This window comes from Pseudoalteromonas sp. TAB23 (assembly GCF_000498075.1).
Classification (GTDB): Bacteria; Pseudomonadota; Gammaproteobacteria; order Enterobacterales; family Alteromonadaceae; genus Pseudoalteromonas; species Pseudoalteromonas arctica.
Window position 1 is genome coordinate 15,208 of the sequence record NZ_AUTP01000220.1, and the last position, 23,710, is coordinate 38,917.

24 protein-coding genes and 1 pseudogene are annotated in these 23,710 nt (G+C 38.3%); 8 read left to right on the forward strand and 17 right to left on the reverse strand.

All coding sequences use genetic code 11. The features are described 5' to 3' along the window. Positions 1-95: 95 nt before the first annotated feature. Positions 96-575, forward strand: a complete 480-nt coding sequence (smpB, locus tag L654_RS0112315) for an SsrA-binding protein SmpB (protein ID WP_024599180.1) — start codon at positions 96-98, stop codon at positions 573-575. A gap of 746 nt (positions 576-1,321) precedes the next feature. Further along, complete coding sequence (locus tag L654_RS0112325; RefSeq protein WP_024608153.1) at positions 1,322-3,913, forward strand: TonB-dependent receptor; 2,592 nt, start codon at positions 1,322-1,324, stop codon at positions 3,911-3,913. A gap of 49 nt (positions 3,914-3,962) precedes the next feature. Here L654_RS0112325 and L654_RS0112330 read toward each other — a convergent pair whose 3' ends face one another. Both L654_RS0112330 and fadR read right to left on the reverse strand, forming a co-directional pair. After that, positions 3,963-4,568 carry a peroxiredoxin C gene (locus tag L654_RS0112330; protein ID WP_007378637.1) on the reverse strand — a complete coding sequence of 202 codons (606 nt, stop codon included), beginning with the start codon at positions 4,566-4,568 and terminating at the stop codon, positions 3,963-3,965. A gap of 364 nt (positions 4,569-4,932) precedes the next feature. Next, entirely contained in the window at positions 4,933-5,646 is a 714-nt protein-coding gene (fadR, locus tag L654_RS0112335) for a fatty acid metabolism transcriptional regulator FadR (RefSeq protein WP_004335692.1), read from the reverse strand. Between the two features lie 543 nt (positions 5,647-6,189). Between fadR and dsbB the strand changes: the two genes are divergently transcribed. Both dsbB and L654_RS0112345 read left to right on the forward strand, forming a co-directional pair. Then, the gene (gene dsbB / locus L654_RS0112340) at positions 6,190-6,708 is read left to right on the forward strand and encodes a disulfide bond formation protein DsbB (protein WP_024608154.1); all 519 of its coding nucleotides are present in this window, start codon (positions 6,190-6,192) and stop codon (positions 6,706-6,708) included. A gap of 1 nt (position 6,709) precedes the next feature. Beyond that, positions 6,710-7,012 (forward strand): DUF6170 family protein, encoded by a 303-nt coding sequence (locus L654_RS0112345; protein ID WP_010553884.1) that lies wholly within the window; start codon positions 6,710-6,712, stop codon positions 7,010-7,012. Positions 7,013-7,036: 24 nt separating this feature from the next. Here the strand turns inward: L654_RS0112345 and L654_RS0112350 are convergent, their stop codons facing one another. Then, complete coding sequence (locus L654_RS0112350; protein WP_024608155.1) at positions 7,037-7,333, reverse strand: helix-hairpin-helix domain-containing protein; 297 nt, start codon at positions 7,331-7,333, stop codon at positions 7,037-7,039. A gap of 312 nt (positions 7,334-7,645) precedes the next feature. Between L654_RS0112350 and L654_RS0112355 the strand changes: the two genes are divergently transcribed. Beyond that, positions 7,646-7,963, forward strand: coding sequence for a YebG family protein (locus L654_RS0112355; protein ID WP_007584105.1), 318 nt, complete (start codon positions 7,646-7,648; stop codon positions 7,961-7,963). Positions 7,964-8,238: 275 nt separating this feature from the next. On the opposite strand, the gene putP is transcribed toward L654_RS0112355, so the two are convergent. Continuing rightward, entirely contained in the window at positions 8,239-9,717 is a 1,479-nt protein-coding gene (gene putP, locus L654_RS0112360; RefSeq protein ID WP_024589928.1) for a sodium/proline symporter PutP, read from the reverse strand. A 332-nt stretch (positions 9,718-10,049) separates the two neighbouring features. Between putP and L654_RS0112365 the strand changes: the two genes are divergently transcribed. Further along, positions 10,050-11,276 (forward strand): HDOD domain-containing protein, encoded by a 1,227-nt coding sequence (locus L654_RS0112365; RefSeq protein ID WP_007584100.1) that lies wholly within the window; start codon positions 10,050-10,052, stop codon positions 11,274-11,276. Between the two features lie 62 nt (positions 11,277-11,338). On the opposite strand, the gene L654_RS0112370 is transcribed toward L654_RS0112365, so the two are convergent. From L654_RS0112370 to ccmA, 10 genes are read right to left on the reverse strand one after another with little or no spacing between them, the layout of a single operon-like run. Beyond that, positions 11,339-12,070: a VacJ family lipoprotein gene (locus tag L654_RS0112370; protein WP_007585858.1), complete on the reverse strand. Its 732-nt coding sequence runs from the start codon at positions 12,068-12,070 to the stop codon at positions 11,339-11,341. Positions 12,071-12,079: 9 nt separating this feature from the next. Further along, entirely contained in the window at positions 12,080-13,333 is a 1,254-nt protein-coding gene (gene ccmI / locus L654_RS0112375; RefSeq protein ID WP_024608156.1) for a c-type cytochrome biogenesis protein CcmI, read from the reverse strand. Then, positions 13,334-13,795: a cytochrome c-type biogenesis protein gene (locus tag L654_RS0112380; RefSeq protein WP_024608157.1), complete on the reverse strand. Its 462-nt coding sequence runs from the start codon at positions 13,793-13,795 to the stop codon at positions 13,334-13,336. It abuts the gene before it with no gap. Continuing rightward, positions 13,795-14,364: a redoxin family protein gene (locus tag L654_RS0112385; protein ID WP_007585852.1), complete on the reverse strand. Its 570-nt coding sequence runs from the start codon at positions 14,362-14,364 to the stop codon at positions 13,795-13,797. Before L654_RS0112385 ends, L654_RS0112380 begins: the two co-directional genes overlap by 1 nt. Beyond that, the gene (locus tag L654_RS0112390) at positions 14,361-16,331 is read right to left on the reverse strand and encodes a heme lyase CcmF/NrfE family subunit (protein ID WP_024608158.1); all 1,971 of its coding nucleotides are present in this window, start codon (positions 16,329-16,331) and stop codon (positions 14,361-14,363) included. The genes L654_RS0112385 and L654_RS0112390 overlap by 4 nt, the downstream gene beginning before the upstream one ends. 2 nt (positions 16,332-16,333) lie before the next feature. After that, a complete protein-coding gene (gene ccmE / locus L654_RS0112395) occupies positions 16,334-16,813 on the reverse strand; it encodes a cytochrome c maturation protein CcmE (protein WP_007585848.1) in 480 nt (159 codons plus the stop codon). Beyond that, positions 16,810-17,013, reverse strand: coding sequence for a heme exporter protein CcmD (gene ccmD / locus L654_RS0112400; RefSeq protein ID WP_007585846.1), 204 nt, complete (start codon positions 17,011-17,013; stop codon positions 16,810-16,812). The genes ccmE and ccmD overlap by 4 nt, the downstream gene beginning before the upstream one ends. Positions 17,014-17,015: 2 nt before the next feature. Beyond that, complete coding sequence (locus L654_RS0112405) at positions 17,016-17,753, reverse strand: heme ABC transporter permease (RefSeq protein ID WP_007585844.1); 738 nt, start codon at positions 17,751-17,753, stop codon at positions 17,016-17,018. After that, positions 17,753-18,439, reverse strand: a complete 687-nt coding sequence (gene ccmB / locus L654_RS0112410) for a heme exporter protein CcmB (protein WP_024608159.1) — start codon at positions 18,437-18,439, stop codon at positions 17,753-17,755. Before ccmB ends, L654_RS0112405 begins: the two co-directional genes overlap by 1 nt. After that, entirely contained in the window at positions 18,439-19,059 is a 621-nt protein-coding gene (ccmA, locus tag L654_RS0112415) for a cytochrome c biogenesis heme-transporting ATPase CcmA (RefSeq protein WP_076915509.1), read from the reverse strand. The genes ccmB and ccmA overlap by 1 nt, the downstream gene beginning before the upstream one ends. A gap of 113 nt (positions 19,060-19,172) precedes the next feature. Between ccmA and L654_RS0112420 the strand changes: the two genes are divergently transcribed. Beyond that, positions 19,173-21,626, forward strand: a complete 2,454-nt coding sequence (locus L654_RS0112420) for a flagellar hook-length control protein FliK (protein WP_024608161.1) — start codon at positions 19,173-19,175, stop codon at positions 21,624-21,626. Positions 21,627-21,628: 2 nt separating this feature from the next. Next, positions 21,629-21,937: an EscU/YscU/HrcU family type III secretion system export apparatus switch protein gene (locus tag L654_RS0112425; RefSeq protein WP_024589934.1), complete on the forward strand. Its 309-nt coding sequence runs from the start codon at positions 21,629-21,631 to the stop codon at positions 21,935-21,937. Between the two features lie 31 nt (positions 21,938-21,968). On the opposite strand, the gene L654_RS0112430 is transcribed toward L654_RS0112425, so the two are convergent. The 3 genes and pseudogenes from L654_RS0112430 to L654_RS01000000126025 all read right to left on the reverse strand — a co-directional run bounded on the left by L654_RS0112430 (position 21,969) and on the right by L654_RS01000000126025 (position 23,708). Beyond that, on the reverse strand, positions 21,969-22,370 hold the full coding sequence (locus tag L654_RS0112430) for a DUF2802 domain-containing protein (RefSeq protein ID WP_007585829.1): 402 nt from the start codon (positions 22,368-22,370) through the stop codon (positions 21,969-21,971). A gap of 17 nt (positions 22,371-22,387) precedes the next feature. Beyond that, a complete protein-coding gene (locus L654_RS0112435) occupies positions 22,388-22,885 on the reverse strand; it encodes a chemotaxis protein CheW (protein WP_002959294.1) in 498 nt (165 codons plus the stop codon). A 24-nt stretch (positions 22,886-22,909) separates the two neighbouring features. Beyond that, a pseudogene (locus L654_RS01000000126025) lies at positions 22,910-23,708 on the reverse strand (chemotaxis protein CheW). Positions 23,709-23,710 lie beyond the last annotated feature (2 nt).

Here is a 23,710-nt window from a genome sequence, read left to right on the forward strand (position 1 = left end):
AATTTTCATGCGGCTTAAATTAAAGCTAAATTTTTAAAAGCATTATTAAAAAAATCGATGTAAAACATCTCACATTACGTATATTATAGGGCACTATGGCTAAGAAAAATTCATCAAAATCGACAAGTAATACCATCGCGCTAAACAAAAAAGCGCGACATGAGTATTTTTTACACGATAAGTTTGAAGCAGGTATTGAACTACAAGGCTGGGAAGTTAAAAGTATCCGAGCTGGTAAAGTAAATATCACAGAAACTTATATTCATCTTAAAAATGGCGAAGCATTTCTACTTGGCAGTCAGATTCAGCCACTTATTAGTGCCTCGACCCATGTAATTTGCGACCCGCTACGTTATCGTAAATTGCTATTAAGCAGACGCGAACTTGACCGTTTATTCGGTGCTACAGAGCGCGATGGCTATTCTTTAATAGCTACAGCGATGTACTGGAAAAACTGCTGGGTAAAACTTGAGTTTCATCTAGCAAAAGGTAAAAAGCTACACGACAAACGCGAAGACGGTAAAGATAAAGACTGGTCGCGTGAAAAAGAACGCTTAATGAAGCATAAAGCATAATTAAAAACGCCTAATTTATTAGGCGTTTTTAATTTCACCTATATAAAAACTCAAATAATACCAGCTCGCTTAATTAAGTAATCTGTTTTGAGATAAGAAAATCGTGTCGATAACAAGACAAAACTTGTTATACCAATCTGCTTATATATGGGGTCTATTTAACGTTAAGAAAATTACGCTAGAACTAGGCAAAAATTTTTATATCTAGTTGTTCTAAATAAAAAATTTTTAACGACGTTATAGTGCAATTTAATTCGTTAAATTGATCAAAGATTTATGCAGGTTGGTATTACTTAGCCATTATCAGCAATTGCTCCTGCATTACCCCACCTCCTGTATCTAGCAGTCGTAAATCAGAAAATTTCAATGCCTTTAGCATCAACTTTAACCCCTCAAATTGATTAAGTATTACTGCGAATTGGTATTACATAATTGAATAAATTAAAAGCAGAAAAACAAACATAAGTTTTAATTTATAGAAATAAATTATTACAAATTATTTCTATCACTAGCTATTCCACACATGGCTTCATCTAGCTATATAACAATTATTAACTCTATGTCCTATTCACGCTTAGTTTCACCTAGAAAACAAAGTATAAATAAGGTCATAAAACCCACAAAAAAGCATTGAAACTAATACTTAAATCACAAATTAAGCTAATTGCTAACACTTAAGTTACATGATATTAATACCCGCGCTTGTTAAGCAAATAATTTTATAATATATCAACAAGGACTTAAGGATGAAGCAATCAACTGCATTTACACCAAGCATTATTGTGGGCGCAACACTCGCATTATCAGCAGGTTTTACAACAACAGCCTACGCAGCAGAAGAAGCTAAAAAAGTAGAGCGAATTCAGGTTACTGGTTCTCGTATTAAGCGAACTGATATTGAAGGGCCTTCTCCGGTACAGTCAATCGGTAGAGCTGAAATCGAAAACATGGGTTACGATAATTTACAGCAACTTCTAGAAAGAATGCCTGTAGCAGGTAGCGGTACTTTCTCTACTCGTGGTAACAACCAAGATTCAACCGCTAACGGTTCAGCTGCAGTAAGCTTACGTGGCTTAGGAGCCGATGCAACACTGGTATTAATTAATGGTCGCCGTGTATCAATTAGTGCCTTTGCTGAAGGTATCACCAACTCATTTGTAGATATTAACAGTATTCCTGTTTCTGCTATTGAGCGTATCGACATACTAAAAGATGGCGCTTCAGCTATCTATGGCTCAGATGCAGTAGCGGGTGTAGTTAACGTTATCTTAAAGAAAGATATTGATGGTGTTGAGATTAACCTAGGCTATGGCGGTACGGATGGTCCAAATTATGAAGAAACAACAGCAAGCCTAGTTTGGGGTACAACAAGCGAAAAAAGTAGTGCATCTGTTATTATCGATTACTTTAAAAACACATCTCTTTCTTCTGATGAAATGGGCAGCCTTGGCACTGCAAACCAAGCACCTTATGGTGGTGAAGATTTCCGTTCATCTCGTGGTTTCCCAGGCTACTTTTATGTGGATGGCGTTAAAACAATCGACCCTGCCTGTCCTGCTGAAAATGCAACTTCAAGTGGTAGCTGTTTATTTGATTACGGCCCATATGGATATGTTGCCCCAGCATCTGAGCGTGTAGGCGCTATTTCACAATTTGAATACCGCTTTGATAACGGCATTACTGGCTTTTTAGAAATGGCTGTTCAGCATAACAGCTCTGTCGCTGCAGGTGCACCAACACCACTTGATGAAGATGCAGGCCTTACGGTACCCGCTAATCACCCAAACAATCCATTTGGTGAAGACATTCAAATTGGTCGTTACCGTACAGTAGATGCAGGCGCTCGCCAATGGGACATTGAGTCAGACACCTTACGCTTTGTTGCAGGGTTAAAAGGCGAAATAAACGATTGGAGCTGGGAGACAGCGGTACAAAAAGGTCGCAGTAAATCACTACAAACAGGCGATCGTACACAAGGCTGGGTACGCACCGATTTCTTACAACAAGAAATTGATGCCGGTAACTATAATCCATTCGGTGGCACATATAACGACCCAGCTGTAATTGACAGAATCACAACTAGCTTAGTGCGTCGCGGTGAGTCTCATATGACCTCTTTTGACGCTAACATTACAGGTGAAGCGTTTAGTTTTGGTGGCGAAGCTGTAATGATGGCCGCCGGTATTGAGTACCGTGAAGAAGATGTAAATGATATCCCTGATGATCAATTTCAACGTGGCTTAATATTTGGTACTGAATCAGTATCAGCTTCTGCTGATCGTGAACAATACGCTGCATATGTTGAGTTCTCAATCCCACTTGCTGAAAACCTCGAACTACAATTAGCCGGTCGTTACGATGATTATAGCGACTTTGGTACAACAACAAATCCAAAAATAGCTCTGCGCTGGGCACCGACTGATGAAGTAACGGTTCGTGGTTCTTGGGCGCAAGGCTTTAGAGCGCCTTCGTTAGCGCAAATAGGCTTAGGTCCATCACAAAAAAGCCAATTTTTTGTTGATACACAGCGCTGTGAACAAACAGGATTAGATTGCCAAGCACTTGATTACAACATTGAGTTCTCTGGTAACCCTGATTTACAAGCAGAAGAGTCAGAATCATGGAACGTGGGCGTTATCTGGGCACCAACAGCTGAGTTTGGTTTAAGTGTTGATGTATGGAGCATTACTCAAGATAATAAAATCGATGAAGAAGAATTTGGTCCTATTTATGCTGCAGAATGTGGTAACCAAAATAGTACCGTATGTGTTCGTTTAGCTCCTACAGGCGGTGCAAGCTTAGGCACAATACAAAAAATACACAGCACATTTAAAAATTTATCATCGCAAGAAGTATCTGGTGTTGATGTTTCAGCAAACTATAACCACTCTCTTGATGACTTAGGTTTACTTAAATTTAATTTAGAGTGGGCATATCAGGATAAGTTTGAAAAAGATGGTCGTGATTACACGGGTGAATATGGCTACCCAGAGCATCGCTTTATTTTCTCAACCAACTGGGAAATTGGTGAGTTTAACACCAATGTAAATATCAGTTATGTAGGCGAATTTGAAGATACGCCTGATATCGACTTTGATGGCAATTTAGACTTTGATAGCAATACTTCACGTATGATTGACTCGCAAACGCTTGTTGATTTACAAACGTCGTACCGTATTACTGAGTCAGCTAAAATATCTTTAGGTGTTAATAACTTATTTGATGAAGAGCCACCATTTGCAATTGGTGATGGCGATGGCGATTTATATGGTTATGCATCAGCTGTGCATAACCCTCGTGGCCGCTACTTGTACACTAAAGTAAGTTTTTCTTTCTAAATAAAAGACACAAAAAAACCNGGTTTTTTATTTAAAACTAAGGGCTAAATTATAGCTCGCCTTCGTTTTCAGATAAGAACTTAGCAACGCCTTCAGGGCTTGCGTCCATACCTTTTTTACCTTCAGTCCAACCAGCAGGACATACTTCACCGTGCTCAGTGTGGAACGCTAGCGCGTCAACCATGCGAAGCATTTCGTCGATGTTACGACCTAGTGGCAAATCGTTCACTACTTGGTGACGTACATTGCCTTCTTCGTCGATTAAGAATGAACCACGAAATGCAACACCCGCTTCTGGATGCTCAACGTCATACGCTTTACAAATTTCGTGTTTAACATCTGCAACTAGTGCGTATTGAACTTTACCAATACCGCCGTCTGCAACAGCAGTGTTACGCCATGCGTTATGTGAGAATTGTGAATCGATAGAAACACCAATTACTTCTACGCCACGCTTTTGAAACTCTTCAAAACGCTTATCAAATGCAATAAGTTCAGAAGGACATACAAACGTGAAATCTAGTGGGTAAAAGAAGATAACTGCTTTTTTACCTTTAATTGTTTCATGAAGGTTATAGCTATCTACAATTTCACCATTACCAAGAACAGCTGCAGCGGTAAAGTCTGGTGCCTGGCGGCCTACTAATACACCCATTTTATTCTCCAAATATTTTGAGTTTGTTTTCAATTGCTTTCGCAATGCTGGTACTTATATGGGCGCTAAAAATTAAAAACCAATAGCGCACACATATAATTAATTGGCATTCTAAAGTTATTCACTACAAAAGAACAATCGCATTTAACGATGTGAGCAATCGAAAATAACGAACACTTACAACTTGCACTAATCTGCTTGAATAATAGGTCTATTTTGAAGTATAAATTACGTTGTAATTAGGTAGAGCTTTTGACGTTACTGAAGAAGGGTTAATACATTAAATTGTTTAAAAATTCATATAATGTGGTATTAATTTTTACAGGTACAAAAAAACCTGCAAATGCAGGTTTCTCGTTTAGATTTAATCCATTATATCTGAGGGCATATCGCCACGGATTTTTTGCCAAATCTCACCTGTTTGATGACCGTATTTACGCATCATCGAAATAGCACCATCGTGCTCTTTATTTTCTGCCAAGATTGTTAAATCTTTATAAAACTGACGTGCAAGTTCACGAGTTCCGGCATCAGAGAAGTAATGACAACCAATCTTTGAATAAAAGCCTCTAAAACCGTTGAGTATTAATACATAAATACGGTTATTACCCGCAACGGCTAATTCGTGATGAACTTTATAATCGTAGTCAGCAAATGCCTGCGCAGTGTCTTCTAGCTCATGACTTTGTGATAAAATTTCAATTACACGTTCAGGATTTAACTTAATTGCAGCACGTGTATAAATAGCACTAATATTAGTACGTGCAGATAAAAGCTGATCTGTCAGCTCTGGCATCTTGTCTTCATCTAAGCGCGCTAGTGTTTCAAGAATATTTAAGCCAGACGTTTCCCAAAAGTTATTTACTTTTGTTGGTTTACCATGCTGAATTGTTAACCAGCCATCACGTGCTAAACGCTGCAATACTTCTCTCAAGGTCGTTCTTGTTACACCAATTAACTCTGAAAGTTCTCGCTCGGCAGGTAGAATTGAACCTGGAGGGAAATCGCCGTTCCAAATAGATTCAACTATATATTCTTCAGCAAATCCTGCTGGGCTTTTCGCTTTAAAAATTCTCATCCAGTTCCCACTCGAATTAATCAACACTCATCGTTTTACACGAATAACTGACTGATTGTACCAGACGAAGCATAACTAACAAGTAAAGTCAGGTATATTAATAAGCAAATGAGTAGAAATTAAAGATTAATAAATAATAAAATTTAGGTTTTTCTAATATAGCTACAATGTATAAATATACAGAGCAATATTCATTGTAGGTACATTGTAATTATTGGTGTTTTTTATTTACACCATACCTAGCTGAATCAACTTAAAACACATAAGTACATTAAAAAAGAACACCTATGCAACAGAGCGCTCTAACTGCAACTTTAAAGAATTTTTTAGGCAATGCACCAATGTTGTATAAGTAAGCGATATAACTAAGCTTATGTATCGATGGGAACTAATAGAACATCATTTAGCCTCTGCTGAGGCTGCATTGAGTGGTCAATAATTTCATCTTATAAAAAGCGACTTCGGTAGCTTTTTTTTCCTTTTTGTTGCCGCATACATTATCCTAGGTCATAATCTAACGTCTTATTTAAACGCGGAATTTTTATGAACTGGCTTGCGCAATTACCCACCCAACGTACCCCGTGGCTTTTATTTACAGCTATCGTTTTTTTACTTGAAGTGAGCGCCCTTTTCTTTCAATACCAAATGGGATTGGCGCCTTGCATAATGTGCATATATCAACGTACAGCCGTACTGGGTCTATTAGGCGCAGGAATTGTAGGTTCGACTAAACCACAGAGCAAAGCAGTTCGTATATTAGCGTATGTAATTTGGGGTGTATCGAGTGTTTGGGGATATTTAATTGCTCGCGAGCATATTGATATGCAAACCACCACAGACCCTTTTGCATTTAGCTGTGAGTTTGAACCAAACTTCCCATCGTTTATGCCGTTACATGAATGGATACCTAGCTTTTTTCAGGCGACCGGGGATTGTGGAAATATAGATTGGCAATTTGTTGGTTTGAGCATGCCTGCTTGGATGGAAATTATATTTGGGATTTTCTCACTAACACTATTTATTATAGTTATTGGCCGTTTATTAATTAAAAAGTCGATTTGATATGTTTACATTTTTTTCAAGCCAATTAGATGAGCTTAAACACCTAAAGGTACGCAAGCGTCAGGACGTAATAGCACTTTCTTTAAGTATGCTATCGCCGACAGATAAAGTCTTACTACGTATTATTAAATTAATATTACTAAGTCCACTATTTTTAATATTCACGGTATTTAAAGGTTGGATATTAATCCCGTTTTTGATACTCGGCGGACTTTGCTACCCACTTTTAACAACACCTATTGAAATCAACTTTGCTAAAAAACACTTAAGCGATGCATTAAAACAATTTAATCAGGGCGCATAGCGCCCTGATTGTTATCTACTGCTATTAAAGTGAAATTTTCCCCTCTAATTTAGCTAATAGTTTTTTACCAATTCCTTTAACTTGCGATAAATCACTGACGCTTTTAAATTCGCCGTTTTCTTCACGATAATCCACAATTGCCTGCGCTTTTTTCTTACCTATACCTGGTAGCTTAGCAAGCATCTCTGCATCAGCATTATTTATACTAATTGTCTCAACTTGAGGCATTTGCTTAGTTACTTCCGATAGTTGTGCATATACGGTAGTTGCAGGTAGTAAGCATAATAAGCTTATTATGAATAAATTTTTTAACGTTTTCATCAAACTTGTCCCTATTCTTCTTTCTTAATTTTGAATGTTGCTCAGGAAAACCAAAAAGTAAGGAACTGAAAAGCTCATCATTTAAAGTGTACCTAAACGCATTATCACTATGATCCGAAATCCTGAAAATGCAGCTGGTACAACAAGTGATTGCTTAACTAAAGTAAAGTTACCGTTTTTTGTCAAATTTAAGACACCTAAAAATTAATACTTCGCGCTTGCAAATTTACGCCCAAACCATTACTGTACATAAAAACAGTAATCTAATGGTTTTTAGAAACCACGGTGCCAAGCAATTTTGCAGGAGAAATCATGGCTGTTGTTGTTAAATATGTTGTAGAACGAAACGGAGTCGAGCGTATGACGTTTACTACCAAAAAAGAAGCTGATGCTTATGACAAGATGCTCGATATAGCAGAATCACTTGAGCTAATGCTAGAAAAGGTAGACGTACCGCTTAGTGAGCAACAAATTGAATCACTTGCTTTAGAAATAGCGAAAAGCAAAGATGACTTTATGACCATATTAAAGGGCGGCAAAGATCCAGTTGTTACCAAAGCGCCAGCAAAAAGTAAAAAGTCAGATAACGTTGCATCAATTGAAGATAACAACGATAAAAAAGCAAGTTAACTCGTAGATTGTCCTCTCCTCGGACGGGACAAACTAAATAAAAAAGGGAGCAACTTAGTTGCTCCCTTTTTTATTATACCAATTCGCTTAATTAAGTGATCTATTTTGAGGGTGGAAAAACGTGTTGATAGCTAGGCAAAAAATTTGATATTTAGTTGTTCTAAATGATAATTTTTTAACGCCGGTAGCAACACGTTTAGCACCGCAAAATGATTAAGTATTATCGCGGATTGGTATTACTTACTACTCATTTTAAAATGAATAGTAATTGCTATTTAAAGCTCTTTTTCTACTTCATCAAATAAAGCAGTGATGTTTTGCTCTGGCTCTTTTGTTACTAAGCTAACAACAACAATTGCGATACTCGCTAAAATAAAGCCAGGTACTATTTCATACATAAAGCTACTTAAACTTTCACCATTAATAGTAAACGGACCATAAATCCAAACAAGCACTGTAAACGCACCTACTAACATACCAGATAAGGCGCCAGCAAAATTCATACGTTTCCAATAAAGGCTAAACAATACAAGTGGTCCAAAAGCAGCACCAAAGCCTGCCCATGCATTACTTACTAGGTCTAAAATAGAGCTATCTCTATCGTACGCTAAATAAATTGCAAACAGGGCAACAAATGCAACGCTAATTCGACCAACAGTAACTAGTTCAAAGTCGCTAGCATCTTTACGTAAAAATGTTTTATATAAATCTTCAGTCAATGAACTTGAGCTTACTAGCAATTGCGATGAGATAGTACTCATGATAGCAGCCAAAATTGCAGCTAGTAAAAAGCCAGCAATAAGTGGGTGGAACAATAACTCAGAAAGAATTAGGAAAATCGTTTCAGGATCTTCAACTATAATATTATTTTCATAAGTATAAGCAGCACCAAATATACCAGTACCAACAGCACCAAGGGCAGCAACAATCATCCATGTCATACCAATACGGCGAGCTTTAGGCATATCCTTAACACTACGTACCGACATAAAACGAACGATGATATGTGGTTGACCAAAATAACCTAAACCCCATGCCATTGCAGAAATAATACCTAATGCAGAGCCTGCTCCAATCCAGTTAAGCATATCTGGATTTACACTATGTAAAGTAGATTCTAGAGGTTGTTCAAGTAAAGAGTATGCAACGGTAGGCACTAGAATCAGCGCGATGAACATAATACAACCTTGCACGAAATCAGTTAAGCTAACCGCTAAAAAGCCACCAAACAAAGTGTATAAAACAACGACACCCGTTGTAATGTATAAACCCACTTCATAACTTAAACCAAATGAGCTTTCAAACAATTTTCCGCCGGCTACAACACCAGATGACGTGTAAAGAGTAAAGAAGACTATAATAACAACAGCAGATACAACACGTAATAAGTTTGACTTATCATTGAAGCGATTTGAGAAGTAATCTGGGATTGTTATAGAGTCATTTGCTTTTTCAGTGTACACACGTAATCTAGGTGCAACTAACAGGTAATTTAACCAAGCACCAATCACCAAACCAATTGCTATCCATGTACTACTAAAACCAGTAACAAACATCGCACCAGGTAGGCCCATTAAAATCCAGCCACTCATGTCAGATGCACCTGCAGATAGTGCAGCAACACTTGGTGATAGATTTCGTCCACCTAACATGTAACCTGATACATCGCCAGTAGATTGCTTATATGCATATAGTCCGATACCTAACATTACAACAAAATATAATGCTAGTGAAATAATCATTCCTGTTTCCAAATTAGCCTCCGCATAATTATTAATAACAGGCTCTTGATCCGAATATTGACTCTTAAAATATTATAATAAAGACACTATTAGGATAAAAACCATTCTCGCTGACTATATCATGCCTAACAATAAAATCTCCAACTTGTTGCTTCCAGCTGATACAAAAATACTCATGTTGAATAATTTTAAAGCGAATTGGTAAAATATAATAAATTAAATAGAAGAAACACCTTAATTTATAATGATAATTTATTAATCATGCAAATATACGTAATGCTATTTTGAATCTTTTGCCATATATTATTACAATACCCAATTACATCACTCTTACGGAACTGTTTATGTATTTTTACGCTGCACGTCAACCGATTTTAGATAGAGATAAAAAACTTATCGGTTATGAGCTTTTATTTCGTGATGGCGTTGATAACGTATTTCCCGATATAGATGGTGACGAAGCAACAACACGACTTATAGAGGGTAGCCAGTTTAATTTTGGTTTAGAAGATTTAACTGACAATAAACCTGCCTATATAAACTTCACCCTAGAAACACTATCAAAGGGTTACCCTACTCTACTAGGTAAAGACACTATAGTTGTAGAAATACTTGAAACTATCCAGCCTGGTAAGCGTTTATTAGCTATTGTTAAAGATTTAAAAGATAAAGGTTACACTATTGCTCTTGATGACTATATTCATCAACCTGTATGGCGTCATTTTTACCCATTTATTGATATTATTAAAATAGACTTTTTAGCATCCGATATAGATACAATAAAAACGGTTCTAAACGATTTAAAACCGCACTCACATATTAAGTTACTTGCCGAAAAAGTAGAAACCTATGAAATTTACCAACAAGCTTTAGAGCTTGGGTTTGATTATTTCCAAGGATTTTTCTTCTCAAAACCTGAAATGGTACAAAGTAAGGCTCTACCACCATCAGAAATGGCATTAGCTGAATTACTTTACGAAACATCAAGTGTTGATATGGATCTTAAGAAAATCACTGATGTGTTTGAACGTGATGTAAACCTATCTTATAAATTACTTAGGTATTCAAATTCTGCCGCATTTGCAAGACGTGCAGAAATAAGTACCATTAAGCAAGCCCTTATAGTGCTTGGCGCCAATGAAATTAAAAAGCTATTGTCACTACTGTTTGCAGCACAAGTATCAGCAGATAAACCTGTAGAGCTAATTAGGCTATCGCTTACGCGCGCTCGATTTGCTGAATTACTCGCTATATCCCATGGGCAGTTTAAAGATACTGGCATGGCATTTTTAACCGGTATGATGTCACTAATGGATGCTATTTTGGATGAGAGTATGGAAAGCGTCATGAAAAAGCTTCCACTTTCTAATGACATAAAAGCAGCGCTATTAAACGATGAAGGCTTGCTAGCAAAATATTTAAACTTAGTTAAATACTACGAACAAGCAAACTGGTCAGCTGCAAACGAGCTAACGAAAGAGCTAAATCTAGGTGAAAAAGTTCCCGATGCTTATCATGAAGCGCTAGCTTGGGTTAATGAACAAATGCAGTTAGTAGTGAACGAAAAATAAATATATAAACAGCAAATAAAAACGCCAGCATTTAGCTGGCGTTTTTGTGAGTGGCTTTTCAATTATAAACTTTCTAAAAAGTCTTCATCAAAATCAGCTGGCTCTTCTTTTATAGGTGGGTTGCCATCGTACAGCTCATAAATTTGACGCTGAAAGTAGATATCTTTTACAAATAAGTACGGATCAAGTGAATCATTTAATAGCCCTTCTTGTGGGATTAATGATGCACGCGCCTCAACTGCTTTTAAAACAAACACTAGAATAGTTTGTGGAGTCGTTAGCGCAACTTCGGGTAATACAAAGTTGTCGACTACATCACCGGTCAGGTTACGTGCTGTTGTAGGACCCATGCCAGGTAGCATTAAATAAGCGCCATCACCCACGCCCCATACACCTAACGTTTGTCCAAAGTCTTCATCTACAATTTCAAGACCAAGTGAACTGGCAACATCAAAAATACCAAAAATACCAACCGTAGAGTTAACTAAAAAACGCGCTAAGCTCACACTTGCATTACCCGGCTTACCTTGCAAACCCGCATTAATCATATCGACAGGTGCTGTAATATTACCTGTGAAATTAACAATACCATTTCTTACCGGTACAGGCGTTACTTCAACATAACCTACAGCAACTGGGCGCAATAAATAAGCATCCAGTACATCCATATTAAAGTCGTATAACGGACGATTAATACTTTGCAGCGGATCTCTGTCATCTACTTTGCTTTGTGGTACTTGAGCACACCCGGCTAGTATCAATAAACATAAAAAAGTAAAACTGTGTTTTAACATCTAACGTCCTTAAGGTATTAATGTATCAATTTGAAGTTGGTAGTCACTTACACTTTCACGCTTTAACGACTCTGAATGACCTTCTAGCTCACCAGAACTTGGCATAACCGAGTCATCTATAGAAATACGCGCCGAAATAATAATATTTTCTGCACTAGATAAGTTAAGCCCTGCAACCATTGCACTACTATCACTCAACTCAACTGTAATTGGAAATGAATAATTAGCGAGTTTAACAGCAGCTAATGGCATTGGCGAACCACTTACTGCTTTTGCAAATATAAACAAGATACCGTCTTTTGGCTGTTTATCTATAAGCTCTTTTGCAATGTCGACTGTAACTGCAATAGCACCTGTTGTAGTAGTAACTGGCATAACAGAGCCTTCCGTTTGCATTTGCTTCTCTATATCAGCGATACGCTCAGAGATCATGCTATAACGAGAATCATTTTTTTCCATACTCGCAAGTAAAACTTCAAATGCAGCTTTGGCTTGAGGCCAATCTTTACGCTCATAAGCAATGAGTGCTAATAAGGAAATTGCATCTAAATTGGTAGGCTCAACTTTTAGTACTTTTGAGAGCATACCTGCCGCACGAGTCATATTAGCTTCGCTGCCTTCTAGTAATAAAACTTGGCTATAACTAATAAGTACCTGCATATTATCAGGATTCATACGAAGTGCTTTATCAAATGACTGCTGCGCCATGTCAAATTCATTAAGCGACATAGCAACTCGTCCAAGTAGCATCCAAGCGACTTCGTCATCACCTGAGCGGCTAAGCTTTGTACGAAGTGCCAATGCAAAAGCCTGCAGCTCATTTTGGCTAAGCGGCTCACCTTTTTGCATTACAGCACGCTCGCCGTAATCAGCTAAATTATCCATTGCATCATGCCAAGCCGAAATTTGCTGCTGACTCCCCGTTAAACCATAAAAAACACCTGTTAGAGCAAGAACAAATGCGCCACCAGTTAAAGCAAAAATACGATTATTACCTTTGCTGTTTAGTGATTTTTCTGGTGATAACTCATTCAATAAACGGCGTTTTAATTCAATAATTGATTCTGCATGATTTACGGTATCAATACGCTGATTATCTAAATCGGTTTGTAAATCAACTAAACGCTGCTCATAAATGCTAATTAGCTCAGCATTGGCGTTATGAGTAATTGTTTGAACGCGCTCTTTTTTTAAAAAAGGCAACATCACAAACCCAAGAGCAACCAGTGTGAGTAAAGCAAAACACGCCCACATTAAAATCATTTAACTTTGCTCCTGACGTTTATTTTGTTCAATTAGCTTAGCTAACAGCATTTCGTCGTCACTGCTCCACGTTTGTTTTACTGATGCTTTTCGCTGGCGAATAACAATAAAACCAAAGCCGACTATGACAATTAATACAGGTAATACCCAAAGTACTAAAGTCGCTGGTGTAACTGGTGGGTCGTAATGAACAAAATAGCCAAAGCGGTCAATCATGTAATCAATCACTTCGTCTTTGCTCTTACCTTCTTTAACCAATACAAGCACTTTATCGCGCAAGTCTTTAGCAACAACAGCGTCAGAGTCCGCAATGTTTTGATTTTGACACTTAGGACAGCGCAGCTCTTTAGTTAGCTCTTCAAACAATATCGCTTGTTTGTTGTTATCAAATTGATAGCGATCTTGCTCTGCAAGCGCACCCATGCTTACAAAAAGGCTAAGCGTAAGTAGTAACCATTTCATTATTTAAGCTCCTGCATAATTGGCGCAAATTTAGCTCGCCATACTCGCGGGTTTATATCGCCCGTGTGATGCAACAAAATAGTGCCGTTTTTATCGACTAAAAATGTTTCAGGCGCACCCGAAACACCTAAATCTAACGACAAAGTACGATGTAAATCTAATATATTAAACTGATATGGGTCACCCGCACGTTGTAGCATATCGCTCACTTCGGTGCGAAGTGATTGCATATCAAAAGGGCCATCAAAGTCGGCGTCGTAACCTTGTACGTAATAAAGCCCAATAATTTTAACGCCTTGCTCACGCAACTTAGTTAAATAGCCAAGCTCAACTAAACATGTAGGGCACCAAGTCCCCCACACATTTAGTAAGTAAACCTCACCTTTTAACGACTCGTTAGTCCACGGCTTATTGTCTTGCATTAAATCAGGTAAATTAAATGCTGGCATTTCTTGGCCTAACCGCCCCGTTTGAATTTCACGAGGGTTAGCAAAAAGACCTTGGTATAAAAATACACACACAAAAGCAAACACCAAAAGCGGCGCAATAGCTAAAATCTTACGGTTCATAAAACACTCTCCGATGCAGCCTTACGCGTTGTTTTAGCTGATGTACGGTAGCGTTTATCAAATAAAATCATAAATCCAGCTAGGGAAATAAGCACACCACCAATCCACATCCAACGAACAAACGGTTTATGATAAATGCGAAGTGACCATGCACCTTGGCTCAACTGCTCACCTAACGCTAAGTATAAATCACGTGTAAAGCCTGCATCTATGGCCGCCTCGGTCATAAACTGCATACCAATATCATACTTACGTTTTTCGGCGTGTAAGCGTGTTACTAGCTCATTGTTTTTAAGCACCGATACAACACCAGCATGACCACTGTAGTTCGGCCCGCGAATAGTTTTAACACCATCAAAGCGGTATTCATACTCGTTAAGCTGAACTGTGTCGCCTTGTTTCATCGATACGTCACGCTCAACTGAATATGCTGATGTAAGCGTTACACCTGCAATAACAAACGAAATACCAATATGCCCAAGCACCATAGCCCAGTAACTTACACCTAATCGTTTTAAACCTTCTTTTAAGGTGCCGTGTACAGCAGATTTAGTATAAATGTCGATCCCAGTTGATATTGCAATCCAAACCGCAAGCGTAGTGGCTAGTAGCGTAAGTGGTTTTACTAAATCGTAACTTGAAAACAACCAAGCACAGGTAATCACTACACTGGCTAATACGCCCATTAATATTTTGTTTTGTAAGAAAGCCCATTTATTTTGCTTCCAGCGTAAAAATGGCCCTATCCCCATCAAAATAGCAAACGGCACTAAAATTATTGCAAACATCTTATTAAAAAACGGTTCGCCAATAGAAATACTGCCCAAGCCCATTTCTTTATGAACCATAGGTAATAAAGTACCCAGCAATACGATTAATGTAGCAACTACTAAAAATATATTATTGAGCCATAACGCCACTTCGCGTGATACAAACTTGTATCGACCTTCACTATGTACTTGCGATACACGCAGTGCATATAACGCTAAGCCACCACCTACAACTATGCCTAAAAAGGCGAGTATAAATAAGCCTCTATCAGGGTCTGTTGCAAAAGCATGTACCGATACAATAATACCCGAGCGCACAATAAATGTGCCTAATAAGCTCAATGAAAATGCTGCTATAGCAAGTAATACGGTCCACGATTTAAACACACCGCGTTTTTCAGTTACGCTTAACGAGTGCAGTAATGCGGTCGCAACAAGCCATGGCATTAATGATGCGTTTTCTACTGGATCCCAAAACCACCAGCCACCCCAGCCAAGTTCTGAGTATGCCCACCAGCTACCAATTGTAATACCTAGTGTTAAAAAGCCCCACGCAGTCATTGTCCAAGGACGTGACCATTTAGCCCACGTGTTATCAAGCTTGCCAGTTAATAGCGCAGCAATAGCAAAAGAGAAAGCAACTGATAGCCCTACATAACCCATGTAGAGTAATGGCGGGTGAATAATCATGCCCGGATCTTGAAGCAACGGATTTAAATCACGCCCTTCTACCGGGAAATAAGGAAGTAGGCGCTCAAACGGGCTTGAAAGTAGTAAGGTGTACATCATAAAACCTACACCTAAAAAACCAAGTACGCCCAATACTCGGGCACGTAGCACCCAAGGGAGTGATTTAGAACGCGCAGCAACAACGGCAGTCCAACCAGCTTGCATTACTAACCACAGTAAAATAGCGCCTTCATGGCCGCCCCATGTAGAGGTGATTTTGTAATACCAAGGTAGCGTACTACTTGAATGATATGCCACATACGATACGGTAAAATCATCCGTTACACTGGCGTAAATAAGTGCTGCAAAAGAGATTAAAACAAAAGCGAATTGCCCAATTGCTAAAGAGGGAGCTGCACGCATTAATCGAAGATTACCGGTATGCGCGCCCCAAAGAGGAAAAATACACAGTAAAACGCTTAGCACCATGGCAAGCGTTAAAGAAAAATAACCAATTTCTGGGATCATAGCTAATTACCACTATCTAAGTTGTATTTTGGTTTTTCGTGCTTAATACCTTTAACTGCCTCTGCAACTTCTGCTGGCATATATTCTTCGTCATGCTTTGCAAGCACTTCAAATGCTTCAATAACATTAGGTTCGATTAATACGCCCTGCGCTACAATGCCTTGCCCCTCACGAAACAAGTCTGGCAATATGCCTTGATAACGCACGGTCACTAATGGACCTGTATCAATTAGCTTAAAGCTTACTTGTAAGCTCTGTTCATTACGCTCAACCGTGCCTGGTACAACCATGCCACCAATACGTAGCTTTTGGCCAATGAATGGTTTTTCTTTATTAGGCCCTTTGCCATCAATAAGTTCGCTTGGCGTATAAAAAAGATTAATATTTTCTTGAAGTGCATAAAGCACTAAACCAATTGATCCACCAATACCAAACAGTACGGCAATAATTACCAATAGGCGCTTTTTACGTCTTGGATTCATGAGGCTTGTTCCTGTTTAGCTTTTTTAATTCGCGCTTCACGTATTATTTGTTGCTCAACTGAAGCCATAATACGTTTGGTATCTCTTAAAGAGTTCACTAAAATACCGAGTAAAATAAGAGCGCATGTACCAAAAGAAAGCCAGATATAAAACCCATAGCCTCCCATTGCAATAAAATCAGAAAAAGAGTCAAACTGCATAATTACCCCTTATTTAACAACAAACGCACCCACGGTCGGTGCTTTTCGCGTTGTAAAATTTCATTTTTAAGACGAATTAAAGTCACTGTTCCTACAAAAGCAGCAAAGGCTAAAATATTAACCATAAGTGGCCAAAACATACTTGGGTCTATTGCTTTAGTGTCTAGTTTTGTAATGCTTGCGCCTTGGTGTAGCGTATTCCACCACTCAACTGAGTAATGAATAATAGGTAAATTGATTACGCCCACAATCGCTAAAATGGAAGCCGCACGCCCTGCTGACTTCTTATCTTCAAATGCATGGTAAAGCGAAAGCACGCCAAGATATAAAAATAATAAAATAAGTTCAGACGTTAAACGCGCATCCCATACCCACCAAGCACCCCACATAGGTTTACCCCATGCAGCGCCAGTAATAAGCGCTATAGCTGTAATACAAGCACCAACAGGCGCTATAGCAATAACGGCAAGTTCGGCATTTCGTAGTTGCCATACAAGTGCAACAACAGCTGCAATAGCCATTGATGAGTAAGCCCCCATAGACAAAATGGCAGAAGGAACATGAATAAAAATGATACGGTAGCTGTCTTTTTGTTGGTAATCGGCAGGTGCAAAACCAAGCCCCCATACCCATCCAACAATCATACTAACTACAGTAACTACGGCAAAATAAGGCAGTAACGTATTGCATAACTGGTATGCACGCTCTGCTTTAGCATAGGGATGTAACCACTTCCACATTAACTTACACTCACTTTTAAAGCTGACGATATGGCAATTGGTGCGCTAATAATAGCAATAAGTAACATTGCACCAAGGATGGCAAGCTGCCCGCTATAATCCAGCGACATAGAGCTGGTATCGATAGCCGACGTTGCAAAAATCAAAACAGGAATATACAAAGGCAGTACGAGTAAACTCATCAAAATACCCCCTTTTTGTAATCCCACAGTAAGCCCTGCGCCTATTGCGCCAATAAAGCTCAATAGTGGAGTGCCTAATAATAATGTTAAAACAGTCGCTGTTAACGCCGTACTTTCTAGGTTTAACAACAATGCAAATAGCGGCGTCATTAATACAAGCGGTAAACCTGTTACCACCCAGTGAGCAGCCACTTTAGCAAGTACGGTTAACGATAACGGGTAAGACGATGCAATTAACTGCTCCAATGAGCCATCATTAAAATCATCTCTAAACAGTTTATCCAAGCCCAGCATGGTAGAAAGTAATGCGGCAACCCAAATAATTCCCGGTGCCATTCTCGCTAGTAAACCAGGCTCAGGCCCGATTGCTAACGGAAATAATGAAATTACAATTAAGAAGAACAAAATAGGATTTACAATTTCAGCGCGCTGGCGAAACGCAAGTTTTACATCTTTGGTAAATACCGCACTAAATAGCAACCAATAAGAATGTTGACGAGTCATTAGTGACGATACTCCAGTGTAACCGTTTGCAAGTTACTAAAATGGGTCGTTAAGTCTTGGTGAGTCGTTAATAAAATAGCACCACCGCTTTGTAAGTGTTCAGTAAATCGCTGCTGCAAAAAAGCAACACCGCTTTTATCAAGCGCGGTAAATGGCTCATCAAGTACCCATAATTTAGAATCACTTAACCAAAGCCTAACCAAAGCTACACGTCTTTGTTGTCCAGCAGATAACATTCTAACCGGTACATCTTCAAGTCCAACAAGGCCAAGTTGCGCTAAAATGGGATACAAGTCAGGCTGATTTATGTAGCCATTAATTTGTAACCAATGACGAACATTTTCAACTGCACTAAGCTGAGTATTTACACCTGTTTTGTGGCCTATAAAGAGTAGCTCTCTGGCATACTCTTCGTAATACTTAGATATAGGCTGTTCTTGAAATAAAACAGCCCCTTCATCAGGCACAGAAAAGCCTGCGATAATACGCAATAGCGATGTTTTACCAGCCCCATTAGGACCCGCTAATTGCATGATTTGACCGCTATTAAGGCTAAAATTAAGATCCGCAAACAAACAACGATCTTGCTTGATGCAGGTGACGGACTTAATGTGTAACAAGATGACGATTCTCTCTGCCAAAAATTAGGCGTTAGTCTACCATAATGATAGGGTAATACGAATATTGCTTTAAAATCGATTCACTTAAAATAGAGAAAACTTGATTTAAAATAATGAATACGCCAACGCAAATAACATTATCTAATTCATTGGTTATCAATCAATCGACAAACCCTCAAACCAATGAGTTATCGCAATTACCTAATGAGGTACTTGCCGCTAAAAACATTCAATTTTCGAAAGACTCGATTACGCTTGATGTATTTATTGATAAACATTGGCAAACATTAAGACTTGGCACTACAAGCGCACCTCAAAATTTACAAAAAATAGCCAGTGCTAACATACAACTTAGTCCCGATGGCAAACAGCTCAACATCTCGCCAAACACTACAACCCTTACTTTAAATCAACCAGTACAATTACAGCGTTTATTAAATTATGTAAGCACGGGCACTGAGGTACAAAGCAAACCAATGGATTTACAAGTGGTTATGTCCCCTACCCCAAAATTAGTAATTGATAAACTTAACGCCAGTATTGCCATAAATAAAGACGTAGCGCAGTTACTTTTAACCGAGCAGCCTTTAAAAGTAGTTGTTAGCACGACTAACAAAGGCGCACAGCTTAATGTTATTAATCGCTTTGCTGATAAAGTTCATACGCAACCACTTAGCCAAACTAAACTTACTAAATTACTCGTGGCCTTATTACCTAGTGCGCAACTTCAAGCAACACCTAAGCTAGCTATTTTGACTCATCCTCAAAAGTCAGGTTCGTTTACGACGCCTATTACTAATCAACAAGTTAGTGAGCTACCTAGCACGCCCATTAAGGTAAATTTAATAAATCAGGCTGATAAATTACTTATTAAAACCGATACTAATAATATAAAAGTGACGCTTAATAACTCATTTTCTAAACCGTTTAACGAGTTACTTTTAGCTCAAAAAAGCAGTGTTCCTGAAATACCTTTTTCTGCGTCCACTATTAAAGCAAGCCCACTGCTTACACCTAATAGCCCAATAAAGTCGTGGCTACAAAATAGCTTTAGTGATTTAAAAACACGAATTAATGATGCAGTTAAATATTTTGAAAGTAAGCCCTTTGCAGCAGCAAATAAATCTGAGTTAATGCCGCCGTCTGCATCATCTGCAATACAAAGGCCGGGCTTAGTTATGCAATTAACAGTATCACCGTTAAATAGAGTGAACATTACCCAAAATGTAAGTACTGCGTTAAATAGTAATACTAGCAATACTTTATCAGAGCACTTTTCAAGACTCCCGCCACTTGTACAATTAACTCAGCAAATAAAAGGAAGTGTTAGTGTTTGGCAATCACCTTCAAACACAGCAACAACCTACACGCCAATAACAAATAACATTACTCAAAACGAAGTGGCGAGCGCTAAGCCAAGTAGTTTAAACGCGAGTCAATTGAGTGATCTGAATATTAGTACCAACAGTAAAGTTGATACGTTAATTAAGCCTACAAGTGAAATTGTTACTAAAGGGCAAACAACTTCTTCAGTGCAACCAGTAATAAACGGCAACAATCAAAACAGTGTAAACCCAGCCTCGATTAAAAACATGCTCCCATTAGTAGAGCCGTTATCTAATATTGTCTCTCGTAGTCAAATGCTACAACCAATAGAAGCAAAGCTATTAAGCATATTATTAAAGCTTCCTGATGCCACAATCCCTACGGATAGAGTAGCTGGTAACAAACAGCTTTTAAGTAGTCAAATTACTGATATTACAAATAGAGCAATAAAAGAAACGCCCGATTTAACTCGCTTAATTAACCAAGCATTTAATCGCATGGTCTCTAGTAATAATATTAACCCTGCGACCATACAGCGTGAAGTATTAGCCACCTTACAGCCATCTCAATTAACGGGTGATATACTACAAAGTAGCTTCACTAAAGGACTTGAACAAGTTGCAGTGAGTATTTTAGCAGCCCCTATAATTAGCCAATCAGTAACACCGATAAGCTTTAATAACCAAACTGGCTTAGATGCACTTTTACAAGTACTCATACCTACTTTTAAAACAGGAAACGCGGGAGCAAAAATACTTGAACAACTGCAGCAAGCTCAAGTTCAAGCATTGGCTAGCGAAATCGTACACGTTAAAAATACACTTACCCAAGTAAGTGTTTCAACACCAAATCAGCAACCTGACACAAACCCGCTTGCACAATTTTTATTACCAATGAAATTGCCGCCTGAGGCCGCCCAAACAGAAATAACACTGGGGCAATATAAAAAGCCAAGCGCAGATAAATTAGAAGATAAAAATGTATGGTTTGTCAGGTTAAACTTTGATTATGCACAGATTGGGCAGTTACAGATTACCGCTGAGTTAATGGATAAAGCACTCGATTGCCAGCTATTAGCCTCGAGCCAAGAAGTAAGCGCAATTGCTCACCCTCACTTAGATAATTTAAGATCCAAACTAGCTAAGCATGGTTTACAAGTTGGAGAGCTCAACTTAAAGCGAGGCGATGCAAATAATCAGGCATTTTATAAATCTCATGCAATTATTAATATTAAGGTTTAGTAATGAGTGATACACCTATTAATAAGTCAGCCATTGGGCTTTTATACGAAGCTGGCAACACACCCACTGTAAGTGTAAAAGGGTTTGGTGAGTTAGCTGACGAAATAATTGCAGCGGCAAAATTAAAAGGAATTATGATCCACGAAGATGCTGCGCTTGCTAAAACGTTGTCGCATTTAAGCTTAGGGGAAGAAATCCCTAAAGAGCTTTATTATGTAATTGCAGAGCTTATTGCGTTTTCGTATGTATTAAGAGGTCAATTTCCGCCAGGCTGGCAAGACTTTCAAGGTAAGTTAAATATTAAAGCGTGAGATTATTTACACGCTTATAACTAAAAAGGCGCTAAGCGCCTTTTTGTTTATGTAGTGAAAACAGTAATTCGGCTTCTGCTCGCGGTAATTCGCATTCGCGTATCACCTCATCGAGGTCCGCACCTAACTCAACCATTTTTACTGCACGAGAGTAAATTTTAGCATCAGGGTCATCGTATTTTTGCGCAGCTTGTTGCTGTATCAAATCTTGATTTTGTTGCTCAACCTCAAGCACTCGCTTACCAATACTTAAAAGCCCTGTTCTAAGCTCTGAAATTTCACTTCGCAAAATATGAGTTTGCTCTGAGCTATCTTTAAGCTGCTGTAATACAGCATTAATTTCATTCACTTGTTTGTTTTTTAATGCAATTATTAGCGCAAGCGATATAAGTCCTACCGCTAACGCTGATATGGCTATACTAAGTAACAGCATAATTTATTTGGTAAAGCTTATATATCGCTTAACTCATCCCATTCATCATCGCTGAGTAACTTGTTTAAATCGACTAAAATCAGTAGCTCATTATCACGATTACAAACGCCTTGAATAAACTTAGCACTTTCTTCAGTACCAACATTTGGTGCACTATCGATCTCAGAGCTGCGTAAATAAACGACTTCAGATACGCTGTCGGCTAAAATGCCGATAACTTGCTCTTCAGCTTCAATAATTAATATACGAGAATTATCGGTTGCATCAGCAGCTAACAAACCAAAACGTGCACGAGTATCAATAACAGTTACAACGTTACCGCGTAAGTTAATAATACCAATAACGTAAGAAGGTGCACCTGGTACAGGGGCTATCTCTGTATAACGAAGTATTTCTTGTACTTGCATTACATTTACGCCGTAGGTTTCTTCCTCTAGCTTAAACGTAACCCACTGTAAAATTTCATCATTATTATCTGCGTTTTTATTTGCTGACAGTAATTTATCTTGATTCATGCTATTACCCCGTAATGGTCATTACTACTGACGGCTATCTAAGCCTTTCTCTAATAATATATTTAAATTATCTACATCTATTAAAGCACACATTTTTTCTTTTATAACGCCTGCAAGCCATGGGCGCTTACTTTTATTTGTACGCCATTTTACATCTTCTTTACTCAATGTAATGTTATTTATCAACTTTTCAGCTAATAAGCCCCACTGGCTATCACCTAAGGTAATTAAATACTGATAATCTAAAGACGCCTCTAATTTATCATCATACTTTTCTGGCATTACCCAACGAGCAGTATCAACAACATTAAGCTTTTCTTCTCTGTTGAGCATAACGCCTTTAAACCACTTTGGCTTACCAAATAAATGATTTACTTCACCTAATTGATGTATACCGCCTAATGCTTTTAATGGCACAGCCAATGTTAAACCAGCAACTTCAAAAAATAATGCCTGAAATTCACCATCAAAATAGTCAGATTGGCTANCTAGTGGTTATAATCTGAGGTTCTGGTTCTTCTGTAATCGTACTTATCGGCTCTATTACTTCATCGTCAATGGCTTTATTAACTTTTGCGGCTTCAAAAATCGGTTCAACTATTGGCTTAATTTCAGAATTAAGTAAATCTTGATCAAATATTTTTTCTGCCGCTTTTATCTGTTCTTTTGGTTTTAAATGAATATGTTCTTGCTGCGAGTCGTGTGGCATTTGCTCAAGTAATTTTGCGACTGGCTCAAGGTTATCTACAGGCTCGTCTTCACATAACAAAGCCCCGAGGTATTGTTTCATTACTTTTTCATTAGCAAATAATTGCTTACTCATTC